This is a genomic window from Streptomyces sp. NPDC005728 (assembly GCF_040630895.1).
Classification (GTDB): Bacteria; Actinomycetota; Actinomycetes; order Streptomycetales; family Streptomycetaceae; genus Streptomyces.
In genome coordinates this window covers 13211-28643 of the sequence record NZ_JBEXYL010000068.1, presented here as the reverse complement: position 1 = coordinate 28643, position 15433 = coordinate 13211, and the positions used below count along the sequence as shown (strand labels likewise).

10 protein-coding genes and 1 pseudogene are annotated in these 15433 nt (G+C 69.6%); 5 read left to right on the top strand and 6 right to left on the bottom strand.

What is annotated here, in order from left to right:
* The first annotated feature begins 98 nt into the window (after positions 1-98).
* Positions 99-1265 (top strand): alkaline phosphatase PhoX, encoded by a 1167-nt coding sequence (locus tag ABZ471_RS33885; RefSeq protein ID WP_359071899.1) that lies wholly within the window; start codon positions 99-101, stop codon positions 1263-1265.
* Positions 1266-1373: 108 nt separating this feature from the next.
* On the opposite strand, the gene ABZ471_RS33880 is transcribed toward ABZ471_RS33885, so the two are convergent.
* A complete protein-coding gene (locus tag ABZ471_RS33880; RefSeq protein WP_359071897.1) occupies positions 1374-2402 on the bottom strand; it encodes a CPBP family intramembrane glutamic endopeptidase in 1029 nt (342 codons plus the stop codon).
* Positions 2403-2859: 457 nt separating this feature from the next.
* Here ABZ471_RS33880 and ABZ471_RS33875 point away from each other — a divergent pair, with 457 nt between their 5' ends.
* Positions 2860-4926 carry a SpoIIE family protein phosphatase gene (locus ABZ471_RS33875; protein ID WP_359071896.1) on the top strand — a complete coding sequence of 689 codons (2067 nt, stop codon included), beginning with the start codon at positions 2860-2862 and terminating at the stop codon, positions 4924-4926.
* Between the two features lie 91 nt (positions 4927-5017).
* Here the strand turns inward: ABZ471_RS33875 and ABZ471_RS33870 are convergent, their stop codons facing one another.
* The 3 genes and pseudogenes from ABZ471_RS33870 to ABZ471_RS33860 form a co-directional block, all read right to left on the bottom strand.
* A complete protein-coding gene (locus tag ABZ471_RS33870; protein ID WP_359071894.1) occupies positions 5018-5596 on the bottom strand; it encodes an SMI1/KNR4 family protein in 579 nt (192 codons plus the stop codon).
* A gap of 732 nt (positions 5597-6328) precedes the next feature.
* Positions 6329-7009, bottom strand: a pseudogene (locus ABZ471_RS33865) (IS982 family transposase); the annotation flags it as partial.
* Positions 7010-7175: 166 nt separating this feature from the next.
* Positions 7176-7907, bottom strand: a complete 732-nt coding sequence (locus tag ABZ471_RS33860; protein ID WP_359071892.1) for an SDR family oxidoreductase — start codon at positions 7905-7907, stop codon at positions 7176-7178.
* A gap of 95 nt (positions 7908-8002) precedes the next feature.
* Between ABZ471_RS33860 and ABZ471_RS33855 the strand changes: the two genes are divergently transcribed.
* Entirely contained in the window at positions 8003-8854 is an 852-nt protein-coding gene (locus ABZ471_RS33855) for a LysR family transcriptional regulator (RefSeq protein WP_359071891.1), read from the top strand.
* A gap of 164 nt (positions 8855-9018) precedes the next feature.
* Here the strand turns inward: ABZ471_RS33855 and ABZ471_RS33850 are convergent, their stop codons facing one another.
* The gene (locus tag ABZ471_RS33850) at positions 9019-11454 is read right to left on the bottom strand and encodes a SpoIIE family protein phosphatase (RefSeq protein ID WP_359071889.1); all 2436 of its coding nucleotides are present in this window, start codon (positions 11452-11454) and stop codon (positions 9019-9021) included.
* Positions 11455-12432: 978 nt separating this feature from the next.
* On the opposite strand from ABZ471_RS33850, the gene ABZ471_RS33845 reads away from it, so the two are divergent.
* Positions 12433-13731, top strand: coding sequence for a phospholipase D-like domain-containing protein (locus ABZ471_RS33845; protein ID WP_359071888.1), 1299 nt, complete (start codon positions 12433-12435; stop codon positions 13729-13731).
* Positions 13732-13777: 46 nt separating this feature from the next.
* Here ABZ471_RS33845 and ABZ471_RS33840 read toward each other — a convergent pair whose 3' ends face one another.
* Positions 13778-14908: a saccharopine dehydrogenase NADP-binding domain-containing protein gene (locus ABZ471_RS33840; RefSeq protein WP_359071886.1), complete on the bottom strand. Its 1131-nt coding sequence runs from the start codon at positions 14906-14908 to the stop codon at positions 13778-13780.
* 41 nt (positions 14909-14949) lie between these two features.
* Here ABZ471_RS33840 and ABZ471_RS33835 point away from each other — a divergent pair, with 41 nt between their 5' ends.
* Positions 14950-15393 (top strand): hypothetical protein, encoded by a 444-nt coding sequence (locus ABZ471_RS33835; protein WP_359071885.1) that lies wholly within the window; start codon positions 14950-14952, stop codon positions 15391-15393.
* The last annotated feature ends 40 nt before the right edge of the window (positions 15394-15433 follow it).

The following is a 15433-nucleotide window of genomic DNA, read 5'->3' as shown; positions in this document are numbered from 1 at the left end:
CCCTTACTTCCCGCCGGCCAGTGCTCCTAGGGTCCCTGGTGACCAGTCGGCGGTACCCAACAGGTCATCGTTCGCCCTTCTTTGATGAAGGAGTACCCGTGGAACGTCGTAACTTCCTGCGCGGTGCAGTGGTCGGCACCTCGGCCGCCGTCTTCGGTGGCACCCTCATGCACGGCGCCGCCTACGCGGCCCCGGCCCAGAACGGCGTCAGCCCCTACGGTGGCCTGCTGGCCGCCGACGCCAACGGGATCATGCTGCCCAGCGGATTCACCAGCAGAGTCATCGCCCGCTCCAGCCAGGCAGTCCCCGGCACCTCCTACACCTGGCACAACGCCCCCGACGGCGGCGCCTGCTTCGCCGACGGGGCGGGCTGGATCTACGTCTCCAACTCCGAGATCGGAACCGGCGGCGGCGCGGGAGCCGTCACGTTCAACTCCTCGGGTGCCATCACGGGCGCCTACCGCATCCTGTCCAACACCCGGAACAACTGCGCGGGCGGCGCCACCCCGTGGAACACCTGGCTCTCCTGTGAGGAGGTCAGCCGCGGCTACGTCTACGAGACCGACCCGTGGGGCGGGCAGGCCGCCGTCCGCCGTGACGCGATGGGCCGCTTCAAGCACGAGGCTGCCGCAGCCGACCCGGTACGCAAGGTGATCTACCTGACCGAGGACGAGCCGGACGGCTGCTTCTACCGGTTCGTCCCCACCACCTGGGGCGTCCTGTCCTCCGGCACCCTCCAGGCACTGGTAGCCGGCACAGGCACCTCCGGCTCCTTCACCTGGACGAACGTGCCCGACCCGGACGGTTCGCCCACCTCCACCCGCGACCAGGTCGCCGGCGCCAAGCTCTTCAACGGCGGCGAGGGCTGTCACTACGCCAGCGACACCGTCTGGTTCACCACCAAGGGCGACAACCGCGTCTGGCAGCTCAACCTGCTCAACAGCACCTACGAGCTCGCCTACGACGACAGCCTGGTCACCAACGGCACCGCACCGCTGACCGGCGTCGACAACGTCACCGGCAGTTCCTCGGGCGACCTGTTCGTCGCCGAGGACGGCGGAAACATGGAAATCTGCATCATCACCCCCGACGACATCGTCGCCCCCTTCCTTCGGATCACTGGCCAGTCCAGCTCGGAAATCACCGGCCCGGCCTTCTCCCCGGACGGCACGCGACTGTACTTCTCCAGCCAGCGCGGCACCTCCGGCAGCTCCTCCGGCGGTATCACCTACGAGGTCACCGGACCGTTCCGTACCACCGCCTGATCGCAGTCCCGGCGCGGGAACAGGGCCTTTTGGCAGCTCGGTCGGCGTCAGCCGACTCGTGTACCAGGAGGCCCTGTTGTCGGTCTCGTTCGTCTGACGGTACGTCTCTCACCCCGCGGTGGCCGCGGCCTCCGCCAACGGGCGAGGGGGTTCGGGGGCCGTGCGTGCGATGCGGAGCCGGCGGCTCAGACGCAGGATCACCCACGCGTACAGCAGCATCACGATCGCATCGGCCGCCGGCAGCACCCAGGAGGCATCCGCCCGGGTGGAGGTATCGCTGAGCCCGTCCACGAAGGCGGCCTGGAAGAGCGAGAAGAAGAGGTTGTTGACCACATGGAAGGCGATGGCCGCCTCCAGGCCACCGGTCCGGAGCACCAGTACGCCGAGGACGACGCCGAACACGACCAGGTCGGCGAAGCCCCACGGCGTGCCCAGCCCGTGGGCCAGGGCGAACAGCACAGCTCCCACGGCGATGCCGACCCAGGGGGTGCGCAGGTAGCAGCCGAAGACCTGTAGGAACCAGCCACGGAAGACGTACTCCTCGGCGGCGGCCTGGAGCGGTACCAGCAGGACGATCACCGCGCCGGCGGTCAGGAAGGTCGGCCAGCCCGCCCAGGTGGGCGGCGTCGACTCGGATGCTGCGGCCCCTGATGTGACGGCGAAGAGGGCCAGCAGGCCGCACAGGAACAGCACCGCCGCCGCGGCCACGGCCAGGCAGACCAGCAGCCAACGCCAGCGTAGCCGTCCGGCCACCGAGCACAGGGTGCCGGCCGCTCGGCATTGCATCCAGCGCGCGGCAAGCAGCACCGCCGGGAGCATGAGCGCGAGCGTGAGCAGCAGCGCAGCGTAGTCCCACAGGGGGTCGGCGAACAGCAGGTCGCTGTCCGTGCTCTGCTCGACCCCGGCCATCGCGCCCGCCACGCTCAGTACGATCACCAAGGGGAGCAAGGACAGCCACCAGCCGGCCATGGCGGTCAGGGTGGCCACCAGCGGACGCCACCAGCGGTGCTGCTCGCTCAGCGCCAGCCGGTGATACGGCGTTCCGGCCGGCACGGCGATCACGTGCGACTTCGATGGGAGTGCCTGGCGGCCGTCACGGGGTATCCAGCCCGCGGGTGCATGGGGGTTGGTGCTCATGGGTTTCACCTCGATCTTTACGGGGGTGGCTGGGGCTTCGTCGATTGGCGAGGACCCACGGCCAGAAGACCCGACCGGAAGATGTCCGTCACGCCCCAAAAATTCGTGACTTGACGAGATGGCAGGCCTTGACGGTGACGGCCACTGAGGCACCTGGATGAGCAGGGTGGCGTCTCTTCGCAACGGGAATGCCACCGAGCGTGACAATCCTGGCGAAGAAGTGCGGCGCCTGAATTACGAAGGGGAATATCACCGACCGGGGGCTAGTGGGCGAACTCAATTCGATTACTTGCAGTATTCACTGCACTACCCTTCGCGTTCCCTCGGTCGTCCGGGCCGGTATGTCCATCGGTCGGTCCAGGTGTGTGCTGCCGCGGTCTGGGACGACCATGGATGAAGGCAGAACGCCCGCCCGTACGGCACGAGCCAAGGCGCCGACCGGCAAGGAACATGCGACATGGACACGACGGACTCCTCCCGAGCAGGCGACAGCCGGTCAGCGGCGGGTCCCGTATCGCCGCCCAGTGGCCTGCTCGACCTGCTCAGCGTCGCCGCGGTGGTGCTGAATGCGCAGGGCCAGGTGGTCTTCTGGAGCTCGAAGGCCGAGGAGCTGTTCGGCTACACCGCAGCGGAGGCGCTGGGCCAGTACGCGGCTCCGCTGACGATCCACGAGGAGCACCAGGACGAGGTGATCAAGCTGTTCGCCGAGGTCATGGAATCCGGCACCGACTGGGCCGGGGCCTTCCCGATCCGGCACAAGGACGGCAGCTCCCGGCTGGTGGAGTTTCGCAACATGCGGTTGCTGGACGACCTCGGTGAGGTCTACGTCCTGGGCCTTGCCGCGGACCAGGCGACTGTGGAGCGGGTCGAGCGAGATGCAGCACTGGCCGTGCGTCTGGTGTCCCAGTCCCCGGTCGGGCTGGCCATTCTTGATTCGGACCTGCGGTACCTGGCCGTGAATCCTGCTCTCGAACGCATTACCGGTCAGTCCGCCGTCGAGCGTCTCGGCCGGTCGGTCGGCGAGATCCTGACCTTCCTGGACACGGACCCCGAGGCACGCCTGCGCCGTGTCCTGGAGACGGGCGAGTCGGTCGTGGACCGGGACATCGTCTGTCGTCCGCCCGGCGACCCCGACCATGAGCATGCCTGGTCCGTCTCGTACTACCGGCTGGAGGACTCGAGCGGGCGGGTGCTGGGCCTGGCCTACTCCGTCATCGACGTCACTGAACGTCATCGAGCTGCCACCGAAGCCGCGCAGGCCCGGAATCGGCTGGCCCTGATCGCCAGGGCCTCTGCCTGTGTGGGTACCACCCTCGATCTGGATGCGACGGCGCGCGAGCTTGCCGATCTGGTTGTGCCGGTTCTGGCTGATGTGGCCGCCGTGGACGTGCTCGATGACGCCCTGCACGGCCGGACCATGCCGCATACAGGCCCTGTACGATTCCGCGCCCTTGCCGTCCACGCAGACCACCCCACAGAGGCGGTCAGCGCGGCCGATCCCCCCGGGGGGCTCGCCGACTACGACGACGACCGCCTGATCTCCCACTGCGTGCGCACCCGCCGGCCAGTTCTCGTGCCCCACACCTCTCTTCGGGATCTGGGGCGCATCGCGCGCCATGACGAGGCCGCCTCTCTCCTCGCGGCGGCAGGCGTGCACTCCTACCTGGCCGTACCGCTTGTGGCCCGAGGCGAAGTCCTCGGCGTCCTCGACCTCAAACGCACCCGGAACCCCGCACGCTTCGATGACGACGACGCATTCCTCGCCTGCGAGTTGGCCGCCCGAGCCGCGGTCTGTATCGACAACGCCCGCGGATACCAGACGCAGCGCCATGCGGCCCTCACCCTCCAACGAAGCCTGCTTCCCGGGCCCCCATCGCGTCTGCCGGGCCTGGAGGTCGCCTGCCGCTATCAGCCCGCCGGCGCCATGAGCGAGATCGGCGGCGACTGGTACGACGCCATACCTCTCCAGGGAGACAAGACCGCCTTGGTCGTCGGGGACGTCATGGGCAGCGGCATCAATGCCGCCGCCACCATGGGGCAACTCCGCACTGCCACCCGCGCCTTCGCCGAACTCGACCTGGCCCCCGCCGAGGTCCTGCGTCACCTCGATCATCTGACCGAGGGCATCGAGCAGACCATCACCACCTGTATCTACTGCGTCTACGACCCTCACCAGGGCCAGTGCCAGATCTGCCTCGCCGGCCACCTACCTCCAGCCCTGATGCGTGCCGGGCAAGTGGCGCAACTGCTCGACCTGCCCACCGGAGCACCGCTGGGTGTGGGCGGTGTCCCCTTCGAGGCCACCACCTTCGCCTTGCACCCCGGCGACGAGCTCGCCCTCTACACCGATGGCCTGGTCGAAACCCGAAACGCACCCATCGACGCCCGCCTGGACACCCTCCTGGACGCCCTGACCGCGACACGTGGCCACGATCCGGAACGCACCTGCGACCGCATCCTGGAGATTCTGCGGCCGCCCGGCGGTGAGGACGACGTAGCTCTGCTCATCGCCAGAGCCCGGTGACGGCGCCGGACGGGAGGGGCGTGAACATCCCCCCGCAACGGAAAGGGGAAGGCCCCCGCGCCAACGGTGCTCCGGGGGCGTTGCCGACGTGTCAGCTCCAGATCAAGCCGCCGTCCCGAACCTTCCCGTAGGCCTTCGGGTCACCGGCGGACAGGGCGTCCATGTGGTCGGCCGTCTCGTTGAGGAACGCGGCCAGGGAAGGGTATTTGCCCTCGTCCGTGGACGACGCATGGCCCCAGCTGCCGATCTCGCCGGTACGTGCGTCGAGGAAGTGACCGAAGAAGTAGTCGGATGTGCCTGCGGCGATCGGGATCCATTCCCGGTGCCATGACGCGTATTCGGGATCCGGGGACGGATCTGCCTCCTCCAGGCCCCATCGGAAGGAGTGCCAGCGTTCGATGACGTGTATCCCGAGGAAGTCGTGTCCGTTGACGTAGAACTCGTCCAGGCCGTACTCGTCGCCGGGGGCGTCGAGGCCGGACAGCAGGAGGAGTGTCCGCAGCTCGGGCGGGAGGGCGACGCCCATGCGTTCCTGGGCGTCGTTGATCATCCGTGCCGGGGTGGGCGGGTACAGGGTGGCTGCGGTTCTTGGGGCGTGCTCCTCCAGCCACCCGGTGATGCGCTTCCAGGCGTGTTCGACGTCGGCTACGGGCGTGAAGTCACTGAGCACCGGTCTCTCCTTCGTTCAAGGTGTCGCACCGTTCAGGAGTGTTCCAGTAGGCACTGACAGCGCCGGGGTCAGGTGAAGCGCCGGCTCGGGGTGTGGGGGGCTCTCTGTGAACAGGGTCGGGGGTCCCTCGACTTGCCGGTCGGCTCCGCCTCGGGCGCCGAGGGGCGTTGTCAGTGGGTCCGGTTACGGTGACGGACATCTGATCAAGCTATCGATCCCGCCTGGGGTCGGCGGAGGAGGGGCTGTGCCGCGCAGGGAGTTGGCCGGGGAGGGCTCGGCGAACGGGGAGGCCGAGGGGATGGCTCCCGTGGCCGTGGGGCAGCCGGCGGTGGAGGGCGGGCCGGTCGCGTCGCCCGACGAGGAGACGTTCCGGATGCCGGCCGCTTGGCGGCGGCTGGTGTATCCGCGGCGGAGCGGGATCGAGCGGAGCGTCGCCGATCTGCACCCCGAGGCCGAGCAGCGAACGGCGTTCCGGCGCCACGAGGAGGCGGACTGGCTCGAGGCGATGCTCACCGCCCCGAAGAGCGACCCGCGGATCGTCGAGGCCACCGGGCCCACATGAGCGGCCGTCACAACCCACTGGGCGCCGCGGTTCTGGCGTCGCTGACGTTCCACTGGCAGTACCCGGACGGCATCTTCGTCGACGCCTGGGTCCACGCGCACGGCCTGGCGTTCGCCGTGCAGGCGGTGGTGGAGCACTACAGGGCGGATCCGACCCGTGGGGGTTCGCCCTTGCGGCGGCCGCAGCAGGCGGACTCCCCACTCGGTGAGCTCGTGTTCGAAGGTGCGGCCGTAGCGGTGCCGGTCGGCGATGAGGGTCTGTCCCGGGCGGGAGGCTACGAGGTCGGGCTCGGCGTGGAGCATGTCGAGCAGGGTCTGCCGTTCGTCGGCCTTCGCGCCGGTGAGCGTGAAGGCGACGGGCAGGCCGTGCAGAGTGCACACCAGGTGCAGGCGCAGGCCCCAGAAGTACCGGGAGTGGCTGGCGCAGTAGCCGTACTCGGCCCAGCCGGCCAGGTCGGATCGCTTTGCGGTCTCGCGGGAGCGGCCGCATTCCACCGGGGTGGAGTCGACGACCCACACGGTGTCGGTCCACAGCGAGGTGTCTGTTGCGAGGAGGCGGTTGACCTGGGCGATCAGGTCGGTGGCCTTGCGCAGGTGCCGGTTGTAGCCGGACTGTCCGGGCAGGTAGGGGAACAGGTGCCGCAGGTGGGCCTGGGCGTGGCGGATCCAGCGGCGTTCGGAGGTGAAGCCGAGCAGGGCCTGCATCACCGCGAGGGTGACCAGCTCGGCATCCGTGAGCCGGGGCGGGATCCCGACGACGGGGCGCCACGGCGCCAGGTGCGGCGATTCCTTCAGCAGGTCGTCGGTCTTCACGTAGAGCGCGGTCGCGAGGGAGTCCAGGTCTGGCGTCACAACCGATCTTTGGACTCCCTCGCTTCATGTCATGCGCGCCAAAGCCGGTAGCGGTGCGGGGCGTTGCCCCGGGCGCCGGAGCGTTGGCCGGGACGGCCACCACAGATCTGTTCGAGATGCGTGGGCGCAGCGGCATCAGCCTGGCGGGTGATGGCCGCCGTGCACATCACCAGGGCACTACGCCGGCGTCGTCGAAGAACTGTCCGGTGGGGCCGTCGTCGGGCAGGGTCGCGAGTTTGATGGCGATCGCCGCGCCCTGTTCGGGGGTGCGCACGCCGCGGAAGCCGTTGAGGTCGGTGGCGACGTAGCCGGGGCAGCCGATGTTGATCAGGATGTTCGTGCCGCTCAGCTCCCGGGCGTATTGGAGGGTGACGGCGTTCAGAAACGTCTTCGACGGCGCGTACGCCACGGCCACCGGACCTGCCGTCTGCTCGGCGGCGGGTCCTGACTGTCGGGTGAGGGAGCCGACGCTGCTGGAGATGTTCACGATCCGTGGTGCGGCGGAGCGGCGCAGCAGCGGCAGCATCGCGTTGGTGACGCGGATGACGCCGATCACGTTGGTGTCCACGACCGTGTGGATGGTGGCGGGGTCGATCCGGGTGGGCTCCTGTGGCATGTCACCTGCGATGGCGGCGTTGTTGACGAGCACGTCGAGGCGTCCGGCCTGTTCGTCGATCAGTCGTGCGGCGGCGGTCGCGCTCGCGTCGTCGGTCACGTCCAGCGGTACGGCGAACGCGTCGATACCGGCGGCGCGCAGTTTCTCCACCGCGGCGCTTCGGCGCTGGTCGTCGCGGGCGCCGACGCCGACGCTCCAGCCGAGGGTGCCCAGGCCTGCGGCGATCTCGTAGCCGATTCCCTTGTTCGCGCCGGTGACCAGCGCGATCGTCCGTTCAGTCATAGGGACGATGCTGCCTTCGAGCCTCGGCCGGGGTCCAAGACCGATCGGGTGCGCAGCGATACCGTCAGGGTATTGATCCGGGATAGCGTGGCCGGATGGAGACCCGGGAACTGCGGTATTTCGTCGCTGTTGCTGAAGAGCTGCACTTCGGGCGTGCCGCGCAGCGGCTCGGGATCGCGCAGCCACCGTTGTCACGGGCGATCCAGCGGCTCGAACGCCGGCTCGGGGCAGTGCTGTTGGATCGGACCAGTCGCACTGTCACGCTGACCGAGGCCGGCTCGGTGCTGTTGGTCCAGGGCCGGGCGGCTCTCGACGCGGTCGAGGCCGCCGAGCGTCGGACCCGCCGCGCCGCCCTTTCCGTGACCGGCCGCCCCGACCTGGTTCTGGTCACGAAGGCCAGCGCGTCCAGGGAACTGCTGGCGAGACTGCTCGACGCGTACGCCGCCGAACCCGGCGCGGTCCCCGTCGACGTCATCCTGTGCGGTCCGGCCGAGCAGGAACGACTCCTGCGCGAGGGCCGGGCCGACGTGGCGCTGCTGCACCGGCCGTTCGACTCGACGGCCGGATTCCACACCGAAGAGCTCAGCACGGAGAGTCAGGTTGTGGTCCTGCCGGCCGGGCATCCGCTCACCGCCCGGGCCCATGTGCACATGGCCGACATCACCGGGCTGCCGGGCCTGCCCCTCCCACGCTGGCCCGACCCCGACGGCACCTACCCGCCCGGACCCGGCCCGCAGGTCCGCGACCATGCGCAGTTGTTGCAGCTCGTCGCGCTCGGCCGTGCCTGTGCGGTCTCACCGGAGTCGTGCCGAGCCCAACTGCACGGTGACCTCGCCGCCGTGCCCGTGCTGGACGCGCCGACAGTCACCACCGTGATCGCCTGGCCACCGCACAGCCGGTCCAGAGCCGTCGCCGACCTCATCCGGACTGCGACACGTCTCCAGTAGCTCCCACCCGCCCGACCAGGCTCCACCCACCGTGGCCCGGCTCAGGCGGCAGATCGCGGTGGGTGCACGCTGCTGGTGTCAGTCTGCGCGACCAGGTGACATCTATCTCGACCACTCACACCTTCGCATCACTCATCTGGGGGAGCACCCCACGAGACCAGATCTCAGAAGGGACCGGTGCCCGGCAGATGCTGCTCCGCCCAGATGGTCTTGCCTGCGGTGGTGTACCGCGTGCCCCAGCGCTGGGCGAGCTGCGCGACGAGGAAGAGACCGCGCCCTCCTTCGTCGGTGCTGCGGGCATGGCGCAGGTGGGGCGAGGTGCTGCAGGCGTCGGACACCTCGCAGATGAGAGTCCGTTGGTAGATCAGACGCAGGCTGATCGGTCCTTCGGCATGCGTGATCGCGTTGGTGATCAGCTCGCTCACGATCAGCTCGGTGGTGCAGGCGACGTTCTCCAGTCCCCATGCGGCCAGCCGACGGGCGGTGTCCGTGCGCGCCTCGTGCACCGCCCGGGGATCGGCGGGCACGTCCCAGGAGGCCACGCGGTCGGGAGGGAGAGCACGGGTCCGCGCGATGAGGAAGGCGACGTCGTCGTGCGGGTGGTCGGGCAGCAGAAGACGGATCATCGTGTCGCAGATCTCCTCCAGCGGCCGGTCGGGATGGGCCAGCGCGAAGCAGAGCCGCTCGAAGCCGACGTCGACATCGCGGTCGGAAGCCTCGATCAGACCGTCGGTGTAGAGGGCGACGACACTGCCCTCCTCCAGCTCGATCTCGGCCGACTCGAAAGGCAGGCCCCCCAGCCCCAGAGGAGGTCCGGCGGGAATGTCGGGGAGTTCCACGGGCTCGCTGAGGTGGGCGATGGCGGGAGTGGGGTGGCCGGCGCGCGCCACGTTGAGTTTTCGCGAGATCGGGTCGTATATGGCGTAGACGCAGGTCGCGCCGACCACCACCGGGCCGTCCTTGACCGCTTCCGCCTCCTCGGCCAGACGCAGAACGAGGTCGTCGACGTGGGCGAGGAGCTCGTCGGGCGGCAGGTCCAGGTCGGCGAGAGTCTGTACGGCCGCACGCAGCCGACCCATGCTGGCCGCGGCGTGGATGCCGTGACCGACGACGTCCCCCACGACCAGGGCGACGCGCGCTCCGGACAGCGGAATGACGTCGAACCAGTCGCCGCCCACGCCGGCCTCGGTGTCGGCCGGCAGATAGCGGTAGGCGAGCTCGACGGCACAGTGATCGGGCAGGTCGGGCGGGAGGAGGCTGGTCTGGAGGGCGAGGGCCGCGTTGTGTTCGCGGACGAACCGCCGGGCGTTGTCGACGCACACCGCGGCGCGGGCGACCAGTTCCTCCACGAGCAGCAGGTCGTCCTCGTCGAACGGGTTGGGGTTCTGCCAGCGCAGCAGCGTCACCGCCCCCATGGTCACGCCCCGTGCCCGGAGCGGCACCACCAGGTGAGTGTGCACACCGAGATGCTTGAGCTTGGCCTGGCGCTGAGGATCACCGGCGAGCCACCAGGTGGCCGAGGACAGTACCGGATCACGGATCGGTCGGCCTGTGGCCAGGCAGCGCTCCTGCGGGGATACCGGCGGGTAGCTGGTGGGCTGGCCGATGGGGACGATCGCTTCCGGCAGTTCCTCGCGGATCGACAGGTGGGCAGCCCGTTGCAGCGTGCCGCTGGCGACCGGTACCGGAGTGCGGTCCTTGGCCGAGAGAACGCCCTGGAGGAGGTCGATCGCGACGAAGTCGGCAAGCTGCGGTACCAGGACCTCGGCCAGCTCCTGCACCGTGCGGTCGAGGTCCAGGGTGGTGCCTATGCGCTGCACCGCCTCGTTGACCAGGTCGAGCCGCTCGCGTGCCCGGTCCTGGGCGGTGAAGTCCACGGCGGTGTGGCACACCCCCAACGTCTTGCCTTCGACGTCTTTCAACGGGAACGACGAGCGCAGCCGCAAGTGGCTCTGCGAGTTCCGGCGGGACATGCCGTGCGGGAGAGACACATGCTCCACGGCAGGCGTGGCCCGCCCCGACATCAGCGCCTGCCGCGCCTGCCAGTCCATGGCCGACGGCAGCTGCTGGTCTCCGGCGGTTGCGGCCGTGACCTCGGCCTCGTGGTGGGGCTGCAGGCCCTCCATGGCGGCCAGCACCCGATTCGCCCACTGCAACTGCAGTTCACTGTCGAGAATGGCGATGCCGATCGGTGACTCCTCCAGGAGCCCGCGCACCACTGCCTGGTCGAGCTCCCACCGGCGCGAGTCCTCGACCTCACAGGCCACGACGAGCCAGGCTGAGCCCTGCTCCGCGCGCAGTGGACATGCCCGCAGGGCCAGCTCGACCGAGTGGCCCGCGTGGTGCCGCGCGGTGATCACGCCCTCCCAGCTCTCCCCGGTCTGTTCGGCCGCGGACAGCAGGGACGCCAGCGAACCCTGGCTCGTGAAGACGGTGGCCGAGGGTTGCCCCAGCACACCGGGCGCCGGATAGCCGAGAAGGGTTTCCGCCTTGTGGTTCCAGTAGCGGATCAGGCCGTCCCGGTCCACGAGGACGACGGCAGCAGACGTGATGCCGAACGGATCCTCGTGGTGCTCGTTGGCCAAATCCCTGAGACCCATGGTGTCGGCCCCATCCGCGGGCGTGCTTCCTGGCACCACGGTCTCACATAGCCTGCGGCGTGTCTTCGGGGTCGCAGCCCGGCGGGTACGCAGCGGGACCGGTGCCGCGGCATTCCTGAGGCGGCCGGCTGATGCGCGAGGCCGACCGCATCGTGCACTCCGGCGGCCGGGAGGTCATGGTCGCGGCTTCGCCCACCGTGCCTACCGTCGGGGCGTGCTCCTGGCCGCCGCACCTGCCCGTGCCGCATCGTGGACGGCGGTGCTGACCTGCGGGAAGACCGCTTCACCTGCACTGCGCGTCGAGACGGTGCGCCGGTGAGGCCGGCGGGCGGAACGAGCGAGGGCGATGGGCGGGGCGAATCAGCGCCCGGAGGAGGCGGATCGCCTGGAGGACAGTGCGTCGGGCCCGAGTGGGCTGATCGATCAGCCGGGCGTCGCCGCGGCGCTGTGGGGGCGGGCGGCCGGATCGGCATGTGGAGCCCGGCTCAAGGGTGGCGCCACCGGCCTCGGCCTGCCCGGCCCGTTCGGTATCCGGCCCACCGGTGCCGGCCGCGACGGCGAGGACCAGGAGCGCGAGCAGCCCGCCGGTGACCGGCTGCTCGGTTGCGCGTTGACCGGTTGGCCGGCCGCTGAGTGGCGGAGCCGTGCGCCGCCGTGGTTGGGCCCGGCGCACGGCCCGCGCGCCGGCTGCCGTGTGCTGGCGAACGTACAGACCCGCCCGGGGGCGGCGGGTCACGCTGCCCGTGCTGCGGCGCCGCTCGGTGGGGCCTCTGGAGCACTGCCCCGTGAGGGACGACCACCTGTCAGAGGTGTGACCGGATGCGCTCGGCGGCCAGGACGTCGGGGTGACGGCCGTCGGCATTGCGCCAACGGAGGTAGCTGTGCAGGGCCCGGCTCATCGAATGCCCCGAATGCCTGGCCTCCAGTGGCCTACTGGGACCCTGCATCGCCCGTGCACTCACCTCAAGGAAGGCGACAATGACCCGTTCGACGGGGTGCCCGCGTGCGGCCCTCGGCCTCCGTACGCTGACGCCCATCGCCGTCGTCCTGTACCTGGTGGCCGCCCTCCTCCTCGGCAGCGCGACACCCGCCGCCGCACTGACCGAACCGATCGTCAACGGGCCCGTGTTCAACGACCCGCTGGGCACGCCGACGCAGCAGAAGGCAATCTTCACCCAGCTCGTTCAGCTGATCGACGCGACGCCCGCGGGGGCGGAGATCCGCGGCTCGATGTACGAGTTCCAGGACCAAGAGGTCGCCGACGCGCTGCTCGCCGCCCACCGGCGCGGCGTCGACGTCAAGCTCATCGTCGATGACTCGACCTATGTGGGCGCCAACGGCGCCGAGTACGCCAATCCGGCGTTCCAGTCCCTCAGGGCCGGGCTCGGAACCAATGACGCCGCCCGCTCGTGGATCGTCGTCTGCGACGACCGGTTCGAGGACGCCGACGGCGTGGACGACGTCCAGCGCGGCTGCCTGAGCGTCGCTCCACCCGAACCGGCCTACAACCACAACAAGTTCTTCGTCTTCTCGAAGATCGGGCCCTTCGACGACGGCACCAGCTACTCGAAGGTCGTCTTCCAGACCTCCTCGAACCTCTCCGACTGGTACAAGGTCGAGTCCTTCAACGACGCCGTGACCTTCGCGGACGCCGCCGTCTACGACGGCTACGCCTCGTACCACGAGAAGCTCCGCTCCGGGCGCACCCTCGCAGGCGGCAACAACAACGCGTACTTCTCCACCCCGACCGGCTCGACCTACCGAGGCTTCTTCTTCCCGCGCGGTGACACCTCGTACTACAACCCGGACACCGACACCGTCGTCAACGCGCTGAACGAGATCAGCTGCGCCTACACCGGCACGGACGGGCTACAGCACCAAAGCGACATCCGCATCGTGATGTACAGCTTCTACGGCTCGCGCGTCCAGGTCGCCGACAAGCTGGCCCAGCTGCGCGGCAAGGGCTGCTGGATCGACGTCATCTACGCCGAGAGCGACAGCACGATCACCACCAAGCTGGACACCGCCGGCATCCAGCACCGCAGGTGCCGCATTCCCAACGGCCCGGGAATCGACGTCCGTCCGCACAACAAGCAGCTCCTGATCGACGGGTACTACAACGGCGACACCACACCGCGCGTCTACACCGGCAGTGCCAATCTGACCGGGTCGTCGCTGCGCTCGGCCGATGAGGCACTCGTACGGATCGCCGGCGCGTCCTACCACTCGAAGTACCTGAGCACCTTCTACAAAATTCGCTCTGCCTGCGGCGGTTGACGAGCCACGGTCACACCGCGGGCCCACGTCGGACGGTGACGGCTCGTCACTCCTTCCACGGCCGCCAGTCGTCCTCGTCGTCCCTGCGCCACAGGCTGATCTCACGGTCGCGCAGCGCCGTACGCAGTTCGTGCGGTGCCAACCAGGAGTGGAGCGGAACCAGGCCGGTCGTGCGGAGCCGGCCGGCCAGCAGGTGGTCGACGGCGATACCGGCGAGCAGTGAGGGAATGCGGCCGCCGTCCTGCCGGGCCGTCATCCCCAGCCGTCGGGTGACCGGCCGTCCGCCTGCCTCCCCGCTCACGGTGACCGTGAACCCGCCCGCCTCGTCGCCGACCCGGCCGACGAGCCACGACATCGCGCGCACCAGCGGGGTCCAGTGCCGGGTGGAGCGGGGCCGCCCGGTGCGGGCACGTAGCGCGGCGAAGAGGCCCAACGCCCGGTTGACGGCGGTGAATTCGGTGCCGGCTTTGAAAGCGATCGTGCGGGCACCGCACAGTTCGGCCAGGACGTCCAGGTCGGCCATCTCGTACACCTGGTGGACCAGGCGTCTGCCGACCGGCGGCGGGAACAGCGCCCACTCGGGCTCGGACCAGCCGTGCACCACGGTGGGTACGCCCCCGCGAGGAGCAGTGAACGGGAGTCCGGCGCCGTGCATCATCGCCTCGAACATCGCCGGGCCGCGGTGGCGCCGGGTGTCGGGAGCGGCACAGCACAGGACACCGTCGACACGGTCCATGCCGCGTGCGAGGTCGTGGACGATCAGAGCCTGGAGGCCCGGCACGACGGACGCTCCGGTCAGGACGGGAGCCGTCGCCGAGCGGGCCAGCGTCGCCGCCGCGCGCAGAAAGCCGCGGTCCTCGCAGATGTCGACGTACGGTACTCCGGCGGACACCGCCGCCCGCAGCGGCCCGAGCGGATGGGTGCCGGGGCCGTCGAGGGCCTGGAACGGGCCCGCACAGTGCACGACCGCGACCGCGTCATCCAGGAGGTCGCCCAGCCGCTCCGGGGCATCGCGGTCGCCGGCGACCCAGTGGACCCGGTCGGACGGGAAGGGAGGATGCGGCGGTCTGCGGGAGACGACGGTGACGCGGACGTCGGGCCGGCGCAGCAGATCGGCGACGACGTACCGCCCGTAGAAGCCGCTGCCCCCGATCACGACAACATTCGATTCCCCCATGCGGTGGCATGCTACCGGCACATGGACACGACAATAGGATCGTGTTCGTACTTCGTGAGACTTCTCCCGTGCCCCATGAGCGGCTGCACCGACGGGTGTTCGCGGCGGCCGGCGTCTACAACATCGTCTGGGGCTGCTACGCGGTCATCGACCCGCAATGGCTGTTCCGGGTCGCCGACATGCCCCCGCAGAACCACCCGCAGATCTTCATGACGCTGGGCATGGTGCTCGGCCTGTACGGGCTGCTCTACCTGGACGTGGCCCTCCGCCCCGCCGAAGGCTTCGCCGTCGCCGCGGTCGGCCTGGCCGGCAAGGTCCTCGGACCGCTCGGCTGGCTGGGGCTGGCACTCACCGGCGAGTGGCCCCTGGCCTCCGGTGTCATCCTCGTGACCAACGATCTGATCTGGTGGATCCCCTTCGCTCTGTACCTCCGCGACTGCCTGCCGCAGTGGCGCGCCCGGTACCTGGTCGAAAGGCGGCGGTAGCCGTGGTCGCAGAGGTGCCGGGGACCTTCCAGTACAGGAT